This is a genomic window from Pseudomonas putida, from assembly GCF_003228315.1.
Taxonomy (GTDB): domain Bacteria; phylum Pseudomonadota; class Gammaproteobacteria; order Pseudomonadales; family Pseudomonadaceae; genus Aquipseudomonas; species Aquipseudomonas putida_S.
On the sequence record NZ_CP029693.1, the window covers coordinates 3,113,414 to 3,129,613 of the forward strand.

The following is a 16,200-nucleotide window of genomic DNA, read 5'->3' on the forward strand; positions in this document are numbered from 1 at the left end:
TGTAACTGGCAGGGAGCGATTTCGTGCGGCATCATGGGCAAATTTTGCACGGCAGCCCAAAGGACGCCCCATGAATCTGCCTCCCCGCCAGCAGCAAATCCTCGAACTGGTCCGCGAGCGCGGCTATGTCAGCATCGAGGAAATGGCCACGCTGTTCGTTGTCACTCCGCAGACCATCCGCCGCGATATCAATCAACTGGCGGAAGCCAATTTGCTGCGTCGCTACCACGGCGGCGCGGCTTACGACTCCAGTGTCGAGAACACCGCCTACGCCATGCGCGCCGATCAGATGCGCGATGAAAAGCAACGCATCGGCGAAGCCATCGCCGCGCAGATCCCCGATCACGCCTCGCTGTTCATCAACATCGGCACCACCACCGAGTCCATTGCCCGCGCCCTGCTCAATCACAGTCATCTGAAGATCATCACCAACAACCTGCACGTGGCGTCGATGCTCAGTGCCAAGGATGACTTCGATGTACTGTTGACCGGCGGTAACGTGCGTCGCGACGGTGGCGTCGTTGGCCAGGCCAGTGTCGACTTCATCAATCAGTTCAAGGTCGACTTCGCCCTCGTCGGCATCAGCGGTATCGATGAGGACGGCAGCCTGCTGGATTTCGACTATCAGGAAGTGCGGGTGTCCCAGGCGATCATTGCCAACGCCCGCCAGGTGATACTCGCCGCCGACTCCAGCAAGTTCGGGCGCAACGCCATGATCCGCCTGGGGCCGATCAGCCTGGTCGATTGCCTGGTCACCGACCAGCCGCCCTCGCCCGCGCTGACGCAGCTGTTGAATCAGCACAAGGTTCGGCTGGAAGTCGTTTAAGCCCCTCCATTTTCATCGTCTGTACCGACGTATTCGCGAGCAGGCTCGCTCCCACAGGGTTTACGCTGGACCTGTAGGAGCGAGCCTGCTCGCGAAAACCATCTCGGCAACACCTCTCCTTCGCGTTCCTGCACCCTTCAAAATGTTCGAATATTTTCTTTTAACCGCCCTTCGATGAGTTTTTTCAATCGAACTCGACTGGCTGTGCGCATACTTATCGGCTAACATTTTCGCAAATGAACATTTATGTTCGGTTTCAATACCCAACATCAAAGAATTCCGAGGCCTTGCCGATGCCCACTTCTACCTTGCCCGTGCCCCCTCTTGCCGAGGTCTACGACATCGCCGTCATCGGTGGCGGGATCAACGGCGTGGGGATCGCAGCGGATGCCGCCGGCCGTGGGCTCTCGGTGTTCCTTTGCGAAAAGGACGACCTGGCCAGCCACACCTCCTCGGCCAGCAGCAAGCTGATCCACGGCGGTCTGCGCTATCTCGAACATTACGAATTCCGCCTGGTGCGCGAAGCCTTGGCGGAACGCGAAGTGCTGCTAACCAAAGCCCCGCACATCGTCAAGCAAATGCGCTTCGTGCTGCCCCATCGTCCGCATCTGCGTCCGGCCTGGATGATCCGCGCCGGCCTGTTTCTGTATGACAACCTCGGCAAGCGCGAACAGCTCAAAGGTTCGAAAAGCCTCAGGTTCGGCCCGGACAGCGCCCTGAAAAGCGAAATCACCAAAGGTTTCGAATACTCCGACTGCTGGGTCGACGACGCGCGCCTGGTGGTGTTGAACGCCATGGCGGCCCGGGAAAAAGGCGCTCATGTCCACACCCAGACCCGTTGTGTCAGCGCCCGTCGCGCCAAAGGCCTGTGGCACCTGCACCTGGAGCGCGCCGACGGCAGCCTGTTTTCGATTCGCGCCAAGGCGCTGGTGAATGCCGCCGGCCCCTGGGTCGCCAAGTTCATTCGCGATGATCTGAAAATGGAATCGCCCTACGGCATTCGCCTGATCCAGGGCAGCCACCTGATCGTGCCGAAACTGTACGAAGGCGAGCACGCGCACATTCTGCAAAACGAAGATCAGCGCATCGTGTTCACCATCCCGTACCTGAACCACTTCACCCTGATCGGCACCACCGACCGCGAATACACCGGCGATCCGGCCGCCGTGGCCATCACCGAAGGCGAAACCGATTATCTGCTCAAGGTGGTCAACGCCCACTTCAAGAAGCAGATCGGCCGCGAAGACATCCTGCACAGCTACTCTGGCGTGCGTCCGCTGTGCAACGACGAGTCCGACAACCCGTCAGCCATCACCCGTGACTACACCCTGGCGCTGTCGGGCAGCGGTGAAGAAGCGCCGTTGCTGTCGGTATTCGGCGGCAAGCTGACCACCTACCGCAAACTCGCCGAATCGGCACTGGCGCAGTTGGCACCCTACTTCGAACACATCAAGCCGAGCTGGACGGCCAGCGCACCGCTTCCGGGCGGCGAAGGCATGACCACCCCGCAGGCGCTGAGCTCGCAGATCCGTGACAAGTACGACTGGATCCCGACCGATATTTCCCGCCGCTGGGCCACCACCTACGGCAGCCGCACCTGGCGCATGCTCGAAGGCGTACAGGACCTGGGCGATATGGGCGAACACATCGGCGGCGGTCTCTACACCCGCGAAGTCGATTACCTGTGCAGCGAAGAATGGGCAACCACCGCCCATGACATTCTCTGGCGGCGCAGCAAGCTCGGCCTGTTCACCACCATTGCGGAACAGGACAAGCTCAAGGATTACCTGAGCAAGGTCGAACAGAATCGCAGCAAGATCCAAGCGGCCTGATACAGCCTGCGAAACTGTAGGAGCGAGCATGCTCGCGATGGTCGTGAACGATAACGCCGGGAATCTGATACCCCGCGGTGTCTTGACGTTCATCGCGAGCAGGCTCGCTCCTACAGGGGGCGGTGGTCAGTCACGCAGATCCGACTCATGAATGGGCTGATCACGGTGGGTCGCCCGTTGATATTGCGCCGGCCAGACCGCCTTGCGCCCGCCCAGATCGTCGTCCGCATGCAGCGGCCAGTACGGATCGCGCAGCAACTCGCGGGCGAGGAAGATGATGTCCGCCTGACAGGTACGCAGGATGTGCTCGGCCTGTGCCGGCTCGGTAATCATGCCGACGGTGCCGGTGGCAATCCCCGACTCCTTGCGCACCCGCTCGGCGAAGCGCGTCTGGTAACCCGGCCCTGTTGGAATTTCCGCGTTGACCGCCGTGCCGCCCGACGAAACATCAATCAGGTCCACACCCAATGCCTTCAGGCGTCGCGCCAGTTCCACCGTTTCATCAGGGTTCCAGCCATCCTCCACCCAATCGGTGGCCGACACCCGGACAAACAGCGGCAACTCCTGCGGCCACACCGCGCGCACAGCTTCGGTGACCTGCAAGACAAGACGAATGCGGTTTTCGAATGAACCGCCGTACTGGTCACGCCGCTGATTGCTCAGCGGAGAAAGAAATTGGTGCAACAGATAGCCGTGGGCCGCGTGCACCTCCACCACCTTGAAACCGGCGGTCAGCGCCCGTTTGGCCGCATCGACGAACGCCTGGATGACGTCTGCGATTTCGCTTTCTTCGAGCTGCTTGGGCTTGGTGTGCTCCGGGTCGAAAGCGATCGGGGACGGACCGACAGGCTGCCAGCCGCCGTCTGCGGGTTTTACGCTGCCATGTACGCCGAGCCATGGCCTATAAGTACTGGCCTTGCGCCCCGCGTGGGCCAGCTGAATACCGGCGACGCCGCCTTGAGCGGTAATGAAACGGGTAATGCGTTGCAACGGTTCGATCTGCTCATCGTTCCACAGACCAAGATCCTGCGCGGTGATGCGCCCGTCGGCGGTAACCGCCGTGGCCTCGGTAAACACCAGCCCCGCGCCGCCGATGGCGCGGCTGCCCAGGTGCACCAGATGCCAGTCATTGGCCAGGCCATCGACACTGGAATACTGGCACATCGGCGATACCGCGATGCGATTGAGCAGGGTCAGTTGGCGAAGGGTAAAGGGTTCAAGCAGCAGACTCATGGGGCACCTCTCAAATCAGTGGTCAGGCTCCAGGGTTCTGTTTGAAAAGTCGACGAGTGACAGGAAAAAGGCGAAGCACCCGCCCCCGCGGGCAAAAAATTGGACAAGACGTCACAAGGATAATCAAGCAGTGATTAGAGCCTAGTCGACATCAGAAGATGTCGCCCCCTCCTGTAGGAGCGAGCCCGCTCGCGATGGTCGTCAACGATGACGCGAGAAACCTGACACCCCACGGCGATCTTGAGTCCATCGCGAGCAGGCTCGCTCCTATAGGTACTGGGTCAGCGTGGTTCGATGTGGGCAATCATCAGTTGAACCGTCTCATTGCCACGGAATTCGTTGACGTCGAGTTTGTAGGCCAATTCCACCCACTTGATGGTCGGATTCGGCCAGACGTCGCGGTCGATGCCAAAGGCGATGCCATCGAGTTTGACCGAACCGCATTCACTCCTGAGCACCACCTTGAGGTGCCGCTCACCGACCACCCGCTGTTCGACCAACTGAAACACCCCGTGAAACAGCGGCTCAGGGAAGTGCTGCCCCCACGGGCCGGCATGGCGCAAGGCGCGGGCCAGTTCCAGGTGAAACTCCTCGACCGCCAGGGTGCCGTCCGACAATAGACGGCCGGTCAGGTCCTCTTCGCGCAATTGCCGACGCACTTCGGCATCGAAGGCTTCAGCGAACAGCGGGAAATTCGCTTCCGGCAGCGTCAGACCGGCGGCCATGGCATGTCCGCCGTATTTGGTGATCAGGTTCGGATGCTGCGCCGCCACCACACTCAGGGCATCACGGATATGAAAGCCCTGCACCGAGCGTCCCGAGCCCTTGAGCAAGCCGTCGCCGGCATCGGCAAAGGCGATGGTCGGGCGGAAATAACGCTCTTTCATCCGCGAGGCGAGGATACCGATGACGCCTTGGTGCCACTCCGGATCGAACAGGCACAAACCGAATGGCATCGACTCCACCGGCAGATCCTTAAGCTGAGCCATTGCTTCACGCTGCATGCCCTGCTCGATGGATTTGCGGTCCTGATTCATGCCGTCCAGTTGGGCAGCCATTTCCCGGGCCAGACCAAAATCTTCGGTAAGCAGGCATTCGATGCCCAGGCTCATGTCATCCAGACGTCCCGCCGCGTTCAGACGCGGGCCGACGATGAAACCCAGATCGGTGGAGGTGATACGTGCGTGATCGCGCTTGGCCACTTCGAGGATCGCCTTGATCCCCGGTCGCGCACGTCCGGCGCGAATACGCTCCAGACCCTGATGCACCAGGATCCGGTTGTTGGCATCCAGCGGCACCACGTCGGCGACGCTGCCCAGCGCCACCAGATCAAGCAGTTCGCCGATATTCGGCTGCGGCCGGGTTGCGTACCAGCCCAGGCTGCGCAAACGCGCGCGCAAGGCCATCAGCACATAGAAAATCACCCCGACACCCGCCAGTGCCTTGCTCGGGAACTCGCAGCCCGGCTGGTTCGGATTGACGATGGCATCGGCCAGTGGCAGTTCATCACCGGGCAAGTGGTGATCGGTAACCAGTACGTTGAGCCCGGCCTTTTTCGCCGCTGTCACGCCTTCGACGCTGGAAATGCCGTTGTCCACGGTGATCAACAACTGTGGCTGGCGCTCCAGCGCCACCGCGACGATTTCCGGGGTCAGGCCGTAGCCATAGTCGAAGCGGTTGGGCACCAGGTAATCGACATGCGCCGCACCGAGCAGGCGCAAACCCAGGGTGCCGACGGTACTGGCGGTGGCGCCATCGGCGTCGAAGTCACCGACAATGAGGATCCGCTGCCGTTGCTCCAGCGCCACCACCAGCAAATCCACCGCCGCATCAATGCCCTTGAGCTGCTGGAACGGAATCAACCGCGCCAGGCTCTTGTCCAGTTCGGCTTCGGACTGCACGCCCCGCGCCGCGTACAAGCGGGTCAGCAATGGCGGGATATCACCGAGGAACGGCAGGGTGTCGGGCAGCAGGCGAGGTTCGATACGCATGGGGTGACAGGGGCTTCTCTTCAATACACAGGACAAATCCGGATGACGCGGTACAGCGGCGGCGGATCAGCCGCGCTCGCCGGCCAACCACTGCAACTGGACTTCATGCTGACCACGGTCGTCGGTGACGAAGATCGTCCCTTCGCTGATCATCACGTCCCACTTGATAACGCGTGGCATGTCCTTGGCCAGGGTTTCCAGTACGTCTTGAGGCACAGCGGCGATGTTGACGTTTTTCAGGCTTTTCACCGCCGGCACCACTTTGCCTTCCCAGACGCGCAGGCTGCCGTAGGCCAACAGGCTGGTACGTTCGGTGCGGCGCGAACACCAGGTCAGGCGCTCGGCATCCGGCTGGCCGACTTCGATCCAGTGCAGAACGCGGTCGTCCAGGCTTTTTTCCCACAGGGCCGGTTCATCCACTTCTGACAGACCACGGCCAAACGACAGTTGCTCGTTGTACCAGAGGGCGTAGGCCAGCAGGCGCACGGTCATGCGCTCTTCGGTTTCCGAAGGGTGACGGGCGATGGTCTGCTTGACGCTCTCATAGACGCTGCGGTCGAGGTCGGTGAGGTTCAGTTCAAACTTGTAGGTGGTGGACGGCTGGGCCATGAACGGGCTTCTTGAGACGTGGAAAGGCGGCAAGTCTAACCGATGCGACGGGCAATCATCGAATTGATGGCGATCTACCTTGAGCGCCTGACAGTCGGCTATGTTAAAACTCTGTACCCGCTCAGCCCTTTGTCCTACAGGATCCCGTATGTCGTTCACCGCCAAACCGCTCTCAGGTCTGAAAGTCATTGAATTGGGGACCTTGATTGCCGGCCCGTTTGCCTCGCGTATCTGCGCTGAATTCGGCGCCGAAGTGGTCAAGATCGAATCCCCGGACGGCGGCGACCCGCTGCGCAAGTGGCGCAAGTTGTACGAAGGCACCTCGCTGTGGTGGTTCGTGCAGGCGCGCAACAAAAAGTCCCTGACCCTGAACCTGAAACACCCGGACGGTCTGGCGATTCTGAAAAAACTGCTGAGCGAAGCGGACATCCTGATCGAGAACTTCCGCCCGGGCGTGTTGGAGAAGCTCGGCTTAAGCTGGGAAGCCCTGCATGCGTTGAACCCGAAACTGGTCATGGTGCGGCTTTCCGGCTTCGGTCAGACCGGCCCGATGAAAGATCAACCCGGCTTCGGCGCGGTGGGTGAGTCCATGGGCGGCCTGCGTTACATTACCGGGTTCGAAGACCGGCCACCGGTGCGCACCGGCATTTCCATCGGTGACTCGATCGCCGCGCTATGGGGCGTGATCGGCGCGCTGATGGCGTTGCGTCACCGCGAGGTCAATGGCGGCCAGGGCCAGGTGGTCGACGTGGCACTGTATGAAGCGATCTTCGCCATGATGGAAAGTATGGTGCCGGAGTTCGACGTATTCGGTTTCATCCGCGAACGCACCGGCAACATCATGCCCGGTATCACGCCCTCCTCGATTCACACCAGCGCCGACGGCAAGCACGTGCAGATTGGCGCCAATGGCGATGCGATCTTCAAGCGCTTCATGTTGATTATCGGCCGCGACGACCTGGCCAATGACCCGGTGCTGGCCAGCAACGACGGCCGCGACAGTCGTCGCGACGAGCTCTACGGGGTCATCGATCGCTGGGTCAACTCGCTGCCGCTGGACACGGTACTGGAGCTCCTGAACCAGGCCGACGTGCCAGCCAGCCGAATCTTCAGCGCCGAAGACATGTTCAGCGATCCGCAGTACCTGGCACGGGAAATGTTCCTGCAAGCCAAACTGCCGGATGGCAAAGCCTTCAAGATGCCGGGCATTGTGCCGAAACTCTCAGAGACTCCCGGAGATTGTGAATGGGTCGGGCCGCAGTTGGGTGAGCACAACACACAGGTACTCCAGGAACTTGGCTATGACGCGTCGCAGATCACACAGCTGCGCAAGGACGGGGCCATCTGAGCCCAGGCGTCTGATTGCGTGGGCCATTGGTGCATTGCTGGGGGTGCTGCTGATCACAGCCATGCTGCCTTCGGCATTGGCGCAATCCAAGCAAACCCTGGTCTGGCTCAAGCGTGATCTGCCGCCACTGTTCATTTTCGAAGGACCGAAAAAGGGCCAGGGCGTCATCGATCACCTGCTGACCCAGCTGATCGCCGGCATGCCGCAGTACCAGCACAGTGTCATGCGGGTCAATCGCGCGCGTGGCCTGCAAATGCTCCACGAGCAAACCCTCACCTGCGATGCGGCGCTGAACTGGAGCAAGGAACGCGAAGGCTGGATCGCCTTTTCCGTCCCGGTTTTTCGCGCCATGAGCAACGGTCTGGCAATACGGCGCGTGGATCGCGATCTGTTGACGCCCTTCATCGAGGATGGCGAAGTGGATCTGGCGGCCCTGCTGGCCACCGGCAACCTGACACTTGGGGTGGTTGCCGAGCGCAACTATGGCGAGTACCTCGACGCCCTGCTCAAACAGGCGCCACCCAACACCCTGACGCTTCACTACGGCAACGAAGCCCTCGGCAGCCTGCTGCAAATGCAACGCCTGGGGCGCTTGCAGTTGCTGTTGGGCTATCGTCCGGAAATCCGCTACCAGGCCCAGCAACGCGGAATCGCGGAGGATGACTTGCAGTTCTATCCGATTCGCGGCACGGGCAAATACCTGTCCGGCTACATCGGCTGTACGGATACGCCACAGGGCCGGCAAGCCATCGTCGAGATCAACCAACTGCTGCGCGCCCTGCCCCGCGATCATTTGAGCGAGGCCTACGCCGCCTGGCTGGACCCTGAAAGTCGCAGCGAATACCTGGAAGCGTCGCGGGCATTCTTCGAGGAACAAGCCGGCAAGTGACAAACGCCGGACAAAAGAAACCCCGAGAAGTGGGGAGACGACTCGGGGTTAAACGTGGTCTTCACTAGACCCGTAGCAGCAAGCTACAAGCACCGGAGCACAATGCTTGATCCTGCTGTTATAGGGTCTGACTGACCTGGATGCAGGAAGGTTCCCACAAATGACAATTCAATTTCGGCTGGCCATCAGCTTGTCGTGGGCCGCATTGCGCAATGCCGCGATCACACAGGGCTCCAGGCGTCCTTCGGCGATCAGCACATCGCGGTGCAAGCCATCGACCACATCGGTCAATGAGCGCTTGTCGGTCAACTGCGCCTGACTGAACTCACGTTCGACCACCTTGATGCCGCTCGCATTCTTCAATGTCACCCGGCATTCGCCCTGAAGGCCTGACGGGGTCAATGTCACCTGGTACGGGCTCAGAGCCTCACCGAGCAAGAGACTGATACTTTCCATCTCGATCACCACTCAATAGTCCGATAACGAAGTGCCTGGGGCGTGTCTACTAATGACCGCCGGCCCGAGAAGAAAGTTCTGAATGCCGAGTGCAGGCAGACCTGTGTCTCTGGTCGATTGAGCATGCATGGCAAAGATGACAGGGAAAAAACAGAGGTGACGCGTTTGTCGGGAGGGAGCAGCGCACGAGACCTCTGTGGGAGCAAGGCTTGCCCGCGACGGCGATCCTCACGGACGCCATCGCGGCGGTGCGGCGATCCGACAAGCCTTGCTCCCACAGAGAGCGGATGTAGCCTTATTTAGAGTGGCTTGCCGCGATTGCCATGCTGGCTGACGAAGTTCTGCACGGCTTTCAGGTCGTTCGGCAGCACGGTGCAACGCTCATCGCGCTCGAACAGATCGCAAAGGTGAGCAGGCAGTTCGAGTGCCTTGCCTACGCCTGCCTTCTCCACGGCATCCGGGAACTTGACCGGGTGGGCCGTGCCGAGGATGACCATCGGGATGTCCAGGCTGCGGCGGCACTCGCGCGCGGCCTTGACGCCGATAGCAGTGTGCGGATCCAGCACTTCACCGGTCTGCTCGAAGACTTCGGCGATGGTTTCGCAGGTTTGTGCGTCATCCACGGCCAGCGAGTCGAACAGCTTGCGGGCTTCGGTCCAGCGCTCTTGCTCGACGCTGAAACCGCCCCCCTGCTTGAAGCTGTCCATCAGCCCGGCGATCGCCGCGCCGTTGCGACCGTGCAGGTCGAACAGCAGACGCTCGAAATTCGACGAGACCATGATGTCCATGGATGGCGACAGCGTGGCGTGCAGGGTTTCCTTGACGTACTGATTGCCGCTCATGAAGCGGTGCAGGATGTCGTTGCGGTTGGTGGCGACGATCAACTGGTTGATCGGCAGACCCATGTTGCGTGCCAGGTAACCGGCGAAGATGTCGCCGAAGTTGCCGGTCGGTACCGAGAACGCCACCGAACGCGCCGGGCCACCGAGCTGCAGCGCTGCGTGGAAGTAGTAAACGATCTGGGCCATGATCCGCGCCCAGTTGATCGAGTTCACCGCCACCAGACGAGTGCCCTTGAGGAAGCCCTGGTCGGCGAAGCTTGCCTTGACCATTTCCTGGCAGTCGTCGAAGTTGCCTTCGATGGCGATGTTGTGGATGTTCTCACCGAAAATGGTGGTCATCTGCCGGCGCTGCACTTCGGACACACGGTTGTGCGGGTGCAGAATGAAGATGTCGACGTTTTCGCAGTGCTTGCAGCCTTCGATGGCGGCCGAACCGGTGTCACCGGAAGTGGCGCCGACGATCACCACGCGCTCGCCGCGCTTTTCCAGCACGTAGTCGAGCAGGCGGCCGAGCAGTTGCAGGGCGAAGTCCTTGAACGCCAGGGTCGGGCCGTGGAACAGCTCCAGTACCCATTCATTGCCGTTCAGCTGACGCAGCGGTGCGACGGCGCTGTGGGCGAACACACCGTAGGTTTCTTCAAGGATCTTTTTAAAATCGGCATCCGGGATGCTGCCGGTGACGAACGGGCGCATGACGCGGAAAGCCAGCTCGTGATACGGCAGGCCGGCCCAGGAAGCGATTTCTTCCTGGGTGAAACGTGGCAGGTTTTCCGGGACGTACAGACCGCCGTCGGTGGCAAGGCCAGCCAGCAGGACGTCTTCGAAATTCAGGGCCGGTGCCTGGCCGCGGGTACTGATGTAACGCATGACTGACTCCAATGGACAGTGTTCGTAGTGCCGGGCCAGCACGCTGGCCCGGTGAACGATAACGGCTTAGTTCAGGTGCTCGACGCGGATCCGTACGACCGGGCCGACCACGCCCGCCAGGGCTTCCAGGGCGGCGATCGCATCGTTGATGCGCTGTTCCAGCACGCGGTGGGTCAGCAGGATCATTGGCACCAGGCCGTCGTGTTCCTCGACTTCCTTCTGCATGATCGACTCGATGTTGATCCCACGCTCCGACAGGATGCTCGCCACCTGGGCCAGCACGCCTGGATGATCCTTGGCCTGGATGCGCAGGTAGTAGGCGCTTTCGCAGGCTTCGATCGGGAGGATCGGATGGGCCGACAGCGAGTCCGGCTGGAAGGCCAGGTGCGGTACGCGGTTTTCCGGGTCGGAGGTCATGGCGCGAACCACGTCCACCAGGTCGGCGATCACCGACGAAGCGGTCGGCTCCATACCGGCGCCGGCACCGTAGAACAGGGTCGAACCGGCGGCGTCGCCGTTGACCATCACGGCGTTCATCACGCCGTTGACGTTGGCGATCAGGCGATCGGCCGGGATCAGCGTCGGGTGTACGCGCAGTTCGATACCGGCCGCGGTGCTGCGCGCCACGCCCAGGTGCTTGATGCGGTAGCCCAATGCTTCGGCGTAGTTCACGTCAGCGGTGGTCAGTTTGGTGATGCCTTCGGTGTAGGCCTTGTCGAATTGCAGCGGGATACCGAATGCGATGGACGCCAGGATCGTCAGCTTGTGCGCGGCGTCGATGCCTTCGACGTCGAAGGTCGGATCGGCTTCGGCGTAACCCAGTGCCTGGGCCTCGGCCAACACGTCTTCGAAGGTGCGACCCTTCTCGCGCATTTCGGTCAGGATGAAGTTGCCGGTGCCGTTGATGATGCCGGCCACCCAGTTGATGCGGTTGGCGGACAGACCTTCACGGATCGCCTTGATCACCGGAATGCCGCCGGCCACGGCCGCTTCGAACGCAACGATCACGCCCTTCTCGCGAGCCTTGGCGAAAATTTCATTACCGTGAACGGCAATCAGTGCCTTGTTCGCGGTGACCACATGCTTGCCATTCTCGATGGCCTTGAGTACCAGCTCGCGGGCAACGGTATAGCCGCCCATCAGCTCTATGACGATGTCGATCTCAGGGTTCGTGGCCACTTCGAAGACATCGGTGGTAATCGCAATACCGGTCGTTTGGAACTGAGGCTTTGGCGTGCGAATGGCAATTTGCGCCACTTCGATCCCACGCCCGGCACGACGAGCAATTTCCTCGGCGTTGCGCTGAAGTACGTTGAAGGTACCGCCACCGACGGTCCCTAACCCACAGATGCCTACTTTGACCGGTTTCACTGTGAACTCCCCATAAAACGGCCGACTCGAGGCCGGCCGTGAAAACAGCCGCAGGATCGCGGCTCTCTATTGATGGCCCGGCGATGCCGCTGCCGGACCATGATCGTCAAGGCTTGCCCTGACGATGCGAATTACTTCGCGCCCAGTGCCAGTTTGGCGACTTGTGGCGCAGGCTGGTAGCCCGGAATGACCTGACCGTCGGCCAAAACGATGGCCGGCGTACCGTTCACGCCAATCGACTGGCCGAGGGCGAACTGTTTGGAGACCGGGTTATCGCACTTGGCGGCCTTGATTTCCTTGCCGTCGACCATCTGGTCCATGGCGGCTTTCTTGTCCTTGGAGCACCAGACCGCTTGCAGTTGCTCGTCACCCGGCGAACCCAGGCCCTGGCGCGGGAAGGCGACATAGCGCACTTCGATGCCGCGCTTGTTCAGCTCGGGCACTTCGGCGTGCAGCTTGTGGCAGTACGGGCAGGTGGTGTCGGTGAATACGGTGATGTGCGACTTGGTCTCGCCGACGGCCGGATACACCACGGTTTCGGCGAGCGGAATCTCGTTGATCAGCTTGGAGATGCCCAGACGCTCAGTCTTCTCGGTCAGGTTGACCGGCTTGCCGTCTTTGAGCTGGAACATGTAGCCCTGCACCACGTACTGGCCGTCGGCGCTGGCGTACAGCACGCGGCTGCCCTTGAGTTTGACTTCGTACAGTCCCGGCAACGGGCTTGCGGTGATGGTTTCTACCGGCACTTCGAGCTGGAGGTTTTCCAGGCTTTTACGGATGGCTTTGTCGGCCGCGTCATCGGCAACGGCAAAGGTGCTGACCAACGCAATGGCGGCGGCGGCGAAAATCTGGGTCAGACGCATGAGAACTCCTGAAGGCGGACAAATGAGACGATCAGAACGCCGGTACCGGAACACCGGGTCATAATCGCCCATCGTGCAAACCGGCAAAGCCTATCACATAAGGCTCGTGGGGCCGAATGCCGGTGATACAAGGCATTGGAGAATGCTTTTCTGTAGGAGCGAGCCTGCTCGCGATGGCAGTGTGTCAGGCGCCATTAATGCAGGATGTGCCGCCCTCATCGCGAGCAGGCTCGCTCCTACAGGGGTACGCGATCAGCCACGCGGGTGGTGTTTGGCATGCAGGTCCTGCAACCGCGCCCGCGCAACATGGGTATAGATCTGCGTGGTCGACAGGTCGCTGTGGCCGAGCAGCATCTGCACCACCCGCAGGTCGGCGCCATGGTTGAGCAGGTGCGTGGCGAAGGCGTGGCGCAAGGTGTGTGGCGACAGCGACTTGCCGATCCCCGCGACCTTGGCCTGATGCTTGATCCGGTGCCAGAAAGTCTGCCGCGTCATCTGTTCGCCGCGCTGGCTGGGGAACAACACATCGCTGGGGCGCCCGCCGAGCAGCTCGCCCCGGCCATCGCGCAGGTAACGTTCGACCCAGACAATCGCCTCCTCGCCCATCGGCACCAGCCGCTCCTTGCTGCCCTTGCCCATCACCCGCAGCACGCCCTGACGCAGGTTGACCTGCTCCAGGGTCAGACTGATCAGTTCGGTCACCCGAAGGCCGCAGGCGTACAACACTTCGAGCATCGCCCGATCGCGCTGACCAATCGCTTCGCTTAAATCCGGCGCCTTTAATAGTGCCTCCACGTCTGCTTCCGACAGGGATTTGGGCAACGGCCTGCCCAGTTGCGGCATGTCGACGCGAAGGGTCGGATCGACGGCGATCAGCTTTTCCCGCAGCAAATAGCGATAGAAACCCCGCACACCGGAGAGAAATCGCGCCGTGGAGCGAGGCTTGTAGTTTTGCTCCACGCGCCAGGCCAGGTGATCGAGGATCAATTCCCGACCGGCATTGGCCAGTTCCAGGTGTTTTTCCTGCAGCCAACCGTTGAACAGGGCGAGGTCACTGCGATAGGCATCGCGGGTGTTATCGGAAAGACCTTTCTCAAGCCACAGGGCGTCGAGGAACTGGTCTATCAGGGGATGATCGATGGCAGGCATGGGTACTCAAGTCGCGCAGATTGAAACCTGCGCAGAAAAATCGGCATGGACATTGAAAACGGCCGCTAGTCTTTCATAGCGCGCTATTTCAAGGAACAGGGAACGGTATGAGCGAACAGCAGATTTTGTTGGCTTTAGGGGGAATTGGTGCGGCAGCCCTGGGCTGCCAATGGTTGGCCTGGCGTCTGAAACTGCCGGCGATCCTGTTTCTGCTGCTCACCGGCATTCTGGTCGGGCCTGTATTGCACTTGCTCGACCCCGAGGAAATGTTCGGGCCGTTGTTGATGCCTCTGGTGTCTCTCGCCGTGGCGCTGATCCTGTTTGAAGGCAGCCTGACTCTGCATTTGTCGGAATGGCGTGAAGTCGGCAGCGTGGTCAGACGCCTTGTAACCCTCGGCGCGCTGTCGACCTGGGTGGTCATCGCCCTGGCGACTCACTGGTTGCTGGGGTTCGACTGGATGCTGGCGGCCCTGTTCGGCAGCCTGACCCTGGTCACCGGGCCGACCGTGATTGTGCCGATGCTGCGGGTTGTGCGTCCGAAAGCGTCGATTGCCAGCATTCTGCGCTGGGAGGGCATCGTCATCGACCCCATCGGCGCGCTGTTGGCGGTGGTGGTCTACAGCTTCATCATCGCCAGCGCGCAGGACAGTGGCTTGTCGCAAAGCCTGCTGACCTTTGCCGGAGTCATTCTGTGCGGCAGCCTGTTCGGCATTGCAGGCGGCTGGGTCCTGGGGATGATCATTCGCCGGCATTGGCTGCCGGAGTATCTGCACAACCTGGCGTCCCTGGCTGCGGTGCTGGGTATCTTTATTGCCTCCAGTGAAGTGATGAATGAATCCGGTCTGTTGGCGGTGACCCTGATGGGTATATGGCTGGCCAACATGAAGGGCGTGGATGTACGACACATCCTTCACTTCAAGGAAAACCTCAGCGTCCTGCTGATTTCCGGGTTGTTCATTTTGCTGGCAGCACGATTGGACCTGATCGCCCTGATAGCGCTGGGGCCACTGGTGCTGATTCTGCTGCTGATCATTCAGTTCATTGCACGCCCCTTGAACGTGTTGCTTTGCACGGCAGGCTCGAGCCTGAGCTGGCGCGAGCGGGCGCTGTTGTCGTGGATCGCCCCGCGAGGCATCGTCGCTGCGGCGGTGTCCGCCGTATTCGCCATCCGCCTGGACGAGATCGGTCATGAAGGCGCGCTGTTGCTGGTGCCGCTGACCTTTGCCGTGATCATCGGCACCGTCGTGCTGCAAAGCGCAACCGCACGCCCGCTGGCGCGCATGCTGAAGGTCGCGGAGCCGGCGCCGAGTGGCTTCCTGATCATCGGTGCCAATGGCCCTGCGCGCACCCTCGGCACAGCACTGCAACAACTGGACACCCGCGTTTTGCTGACCGACTCGAGTTGGGAGAACATCCGGGCGGCACGCATGGAAGGATTGCCCACCTATTTCGGCAATCCAGCCTCGCAACATGCCGACGCGCATCTGGATCTGGTGGGGCTTGGTCATTTGCTGGCGCTGTCACCGTCAGGCGAGATGAATACCCTGGCGTTGATGCGGTTTCGACACGACTTCGGCCATCAGCGGATGTTCGGCCTGACCAGCGGCCAGGAGAGTCGCCGCTCCGACAAACACCGGACCAGCCTGGAGCACCGCGCCAATCAGCTGGGCAACGAGGCGCTGACCTATGCCAAGTTCGCCAGTCAATTGAGTCAGGGGGCCGAGCTGTACACCACGACATTGAAAGACGGTTTCGGCTGGGAGGATTACCAGGCATTGCATGGCGATCGCGCGACGTTGCTGTTCATGCGCGATACGGTGGGCTGGGTGCATGTTGTAACACCGGACAGCATGCTTAAACCGTCGGCGGGCTGGACGTTGCTGGCGTTGATTCAGCCTGAGATAGGCACCGCCTGAATTGACGT

At 61.0% G+C, this 16,200-nt stretch carries 13 protein-coding genes; 5 read left to right on the top strand and 8 right to left on the bottom strand.

The window, feature by feature from the left end; genetic code table 11:
• Window positions 1–70 precede the first annotated feature (70 nt).
• Both DKY63_RS14465 and glpD read left to right on the top strand, forming a co-directional pair.
• Window positions 71–826: a DeoR/GlpR family transcriptional regulator gene (locus DKY63_RS14465; RefSeq protein ID WP_110964724.1), complete on the top strand. Its 756-nt coding sequence runs from the start codon at window positions 71–73 to the stop codon at window positions 824–826.
• Between the two features lie 293 nt (window positions 827–1,119).
• Window positions 1,120–2,658, top strand: a complete 1,539-nt coding sequence (glpD, locus tag DKY63_RS14470) for a glycerol-3-phosphate dehydrogenase (RefSeq protein ID WP_110964725.1) — start codon at window positions 1,120–1,122, stop codon at window positions 2,656–2,658.
• 126 nt (window positions 2,659–2,784) lie between these two features.
• Here glpD and DKY63_RS14475 read toward each other — a convergent pair whose 3' ends face one another.
• The 3 genes from DKY63_RS14475 to DKY63_RS14485 form a co-directional block, all read right to left on the bottom strand.
• The gene (locus DKY63_RS14475; protein ID WP_110964726.1) at window positions 2,785–3,891 is read right to left on the bottom strand and encodes an NADH:flavin oxidoreductase/NADH oxidase; all 1,107 of its coding nucleotides are present in this window, start codon (window positions 3,889–3,891) and stop codon (window positions 2,785–2,787) included.
• A 281-nt stretch (window positions 3,892–4,172) separates the two neighbouring features.
• On the bottom strand, window positions 4,173–5,882 hold the full coding sequence (gene recJ, locus DKY63_RS14480; RefSeq protein ID WP_110964727.1) for a single-stranded-DNA-specific exonuclease RecJ: 1,710 nt from the start codon (window positions 5,880–5,882) through the stop codon (window positions 4,173–4,175).
• Window positions 5,883–5,948: 66 nt separating this feature from the next.
• Window positions 5,949–6,491: a YaeQ family protein gene (locus tag DKY63_RS14485; protein WP_110964728.1), complete on the bottom strand. Its 543-nt coding sequence runs from the start codon at window positions 6,489–6,491 to the stop codon at window positions 5,949–5,951.
• Window positions 6,492–6,639: 148 nt separating this feature from the next.
• Here DKY63_RS14485 and DKY63_RS14490 point away from each other — a divergent pair, with 148 nt between their 5' ends.
• Together DKY63_RS14490 and DKY63_RS14495 are read left to right on the top strand one after the other, a co-directional pair.
• Window positions 6,640–7,839 (top strand): CaiB/BaiF CoA transferase family protein, encoded by a 1,200-nt coding sequence (locus tag DKY63_RS14490; RefSeq protein WP_110964729.1) that lies wholly within the window; start codon window positions 6,640–6,642, stop codon window positions 7,837–7,839.
• Window positions 7,793–8,728 (top strand): TIGR02285 family protein, encoded by a 936-nt coding sequence (locus DKY63_RS14495; RefSeq protein ID WP_110964730.1) that lies wholly within the window; start codon window positions 7,793–7,795, stop codon window positions 8,726–8,728. The genes DKY63_RS14490 and DKY63_RS14495 overlap by 47 nt, the downstream gene beginning before the upstream one ends.
• Before the next feature lie 168 nt (window positions 8,729–8,896).
• On the opposite strand, the gene DKY63_RS14500 is transcribed toward DKY63_RS14495, so the two are convergent.
• From DKY63_RS14500 to xerD, 5 genes are all read right to left on the bottom strand, one after another.
• Window positions 8,897–9,184: a DUF3509 domain-containing protein gene (locus tag DKY63_RS14500; RefSeq protein WP_110964731.1), complete on the bottom strand. Its 288-nt coding sequence runs from the start codon at window positions 9,182–9,184 to the stop codon at window positions 8,897–8,899.
• A 299-nt stretch (window positions 9,185–9,483) separates the two neighbouring features.
• Window positions 9,484–10,893, bottom strand: coding sequence for a threonine synthase (gene thrC, locus DKY63_RS14505; protein ID WP_110964732.1), 1,410 nt, complete (start codon window positions 10,891–10,893; stop codon window positions 9,484–9,486).
• A 66-nt stretch (window positions 10,894–10,959) separates the two neighbouring features.
• Window positions 10,960–12,264, bottom strand: a complete 1,305-nt coding sequence (locus DKY63_RS14510) for a homoserine dehydrogenase (RefSeq protein ID WP_110964733.1) — start codon at window positions 12,262–12,264, stop codon at window positions 10,960–10,962.
• 131 nt (window positions 12,265–12,395) lie between these two features.
• Window positions 12,396–13,127 (bottom strand): bifunctional protein-disulfide isomerase/oxidoreductase DsbC, encoded by a 732-nt coding sequence (dsbC, locus tag DKY63_RS14515; RefSeq protein ID WP_110964734.1) that lies wholly within the window; start codon window positions 13,125–13,127, stop codon window positions 12,396–12,398.
• 252 nt (window positions 13,128–13,379) lie between these two features.
• The gene (gene xerD / locus DKY63_RS14520; protein ID WP_110964735.1) at window positions 13,380–14,276 is read right to left on the bottom strand and encodes a site-specific tyrosine recombinase XerD; all 897 of its coding nucleotides are present in this window, start codon (window positions 14,274–14,276) and stop codon (window positions 13,380–13,382) included.
• Window positions 14,277–14,383: 107 nt separating this feature from the next.
• Between xerD and DKY63_RS14525 the strand changes: the two genes are divergently transcribed.
• The gene (locus DKY63_RS14525) at window positions 14,384–16,192 is read left to right on the top strand and encodes a cation:proton antiporter (RefSeq protein WP_110964736.1); all 1,809 of its coding nucleotides are present in this window, start codon (window positions 14,384–14,386) and stop codon (window positions 16,190–16,192) included.
• Window positions 16,193–16,200: the final 8 nt, after the last annotated feature.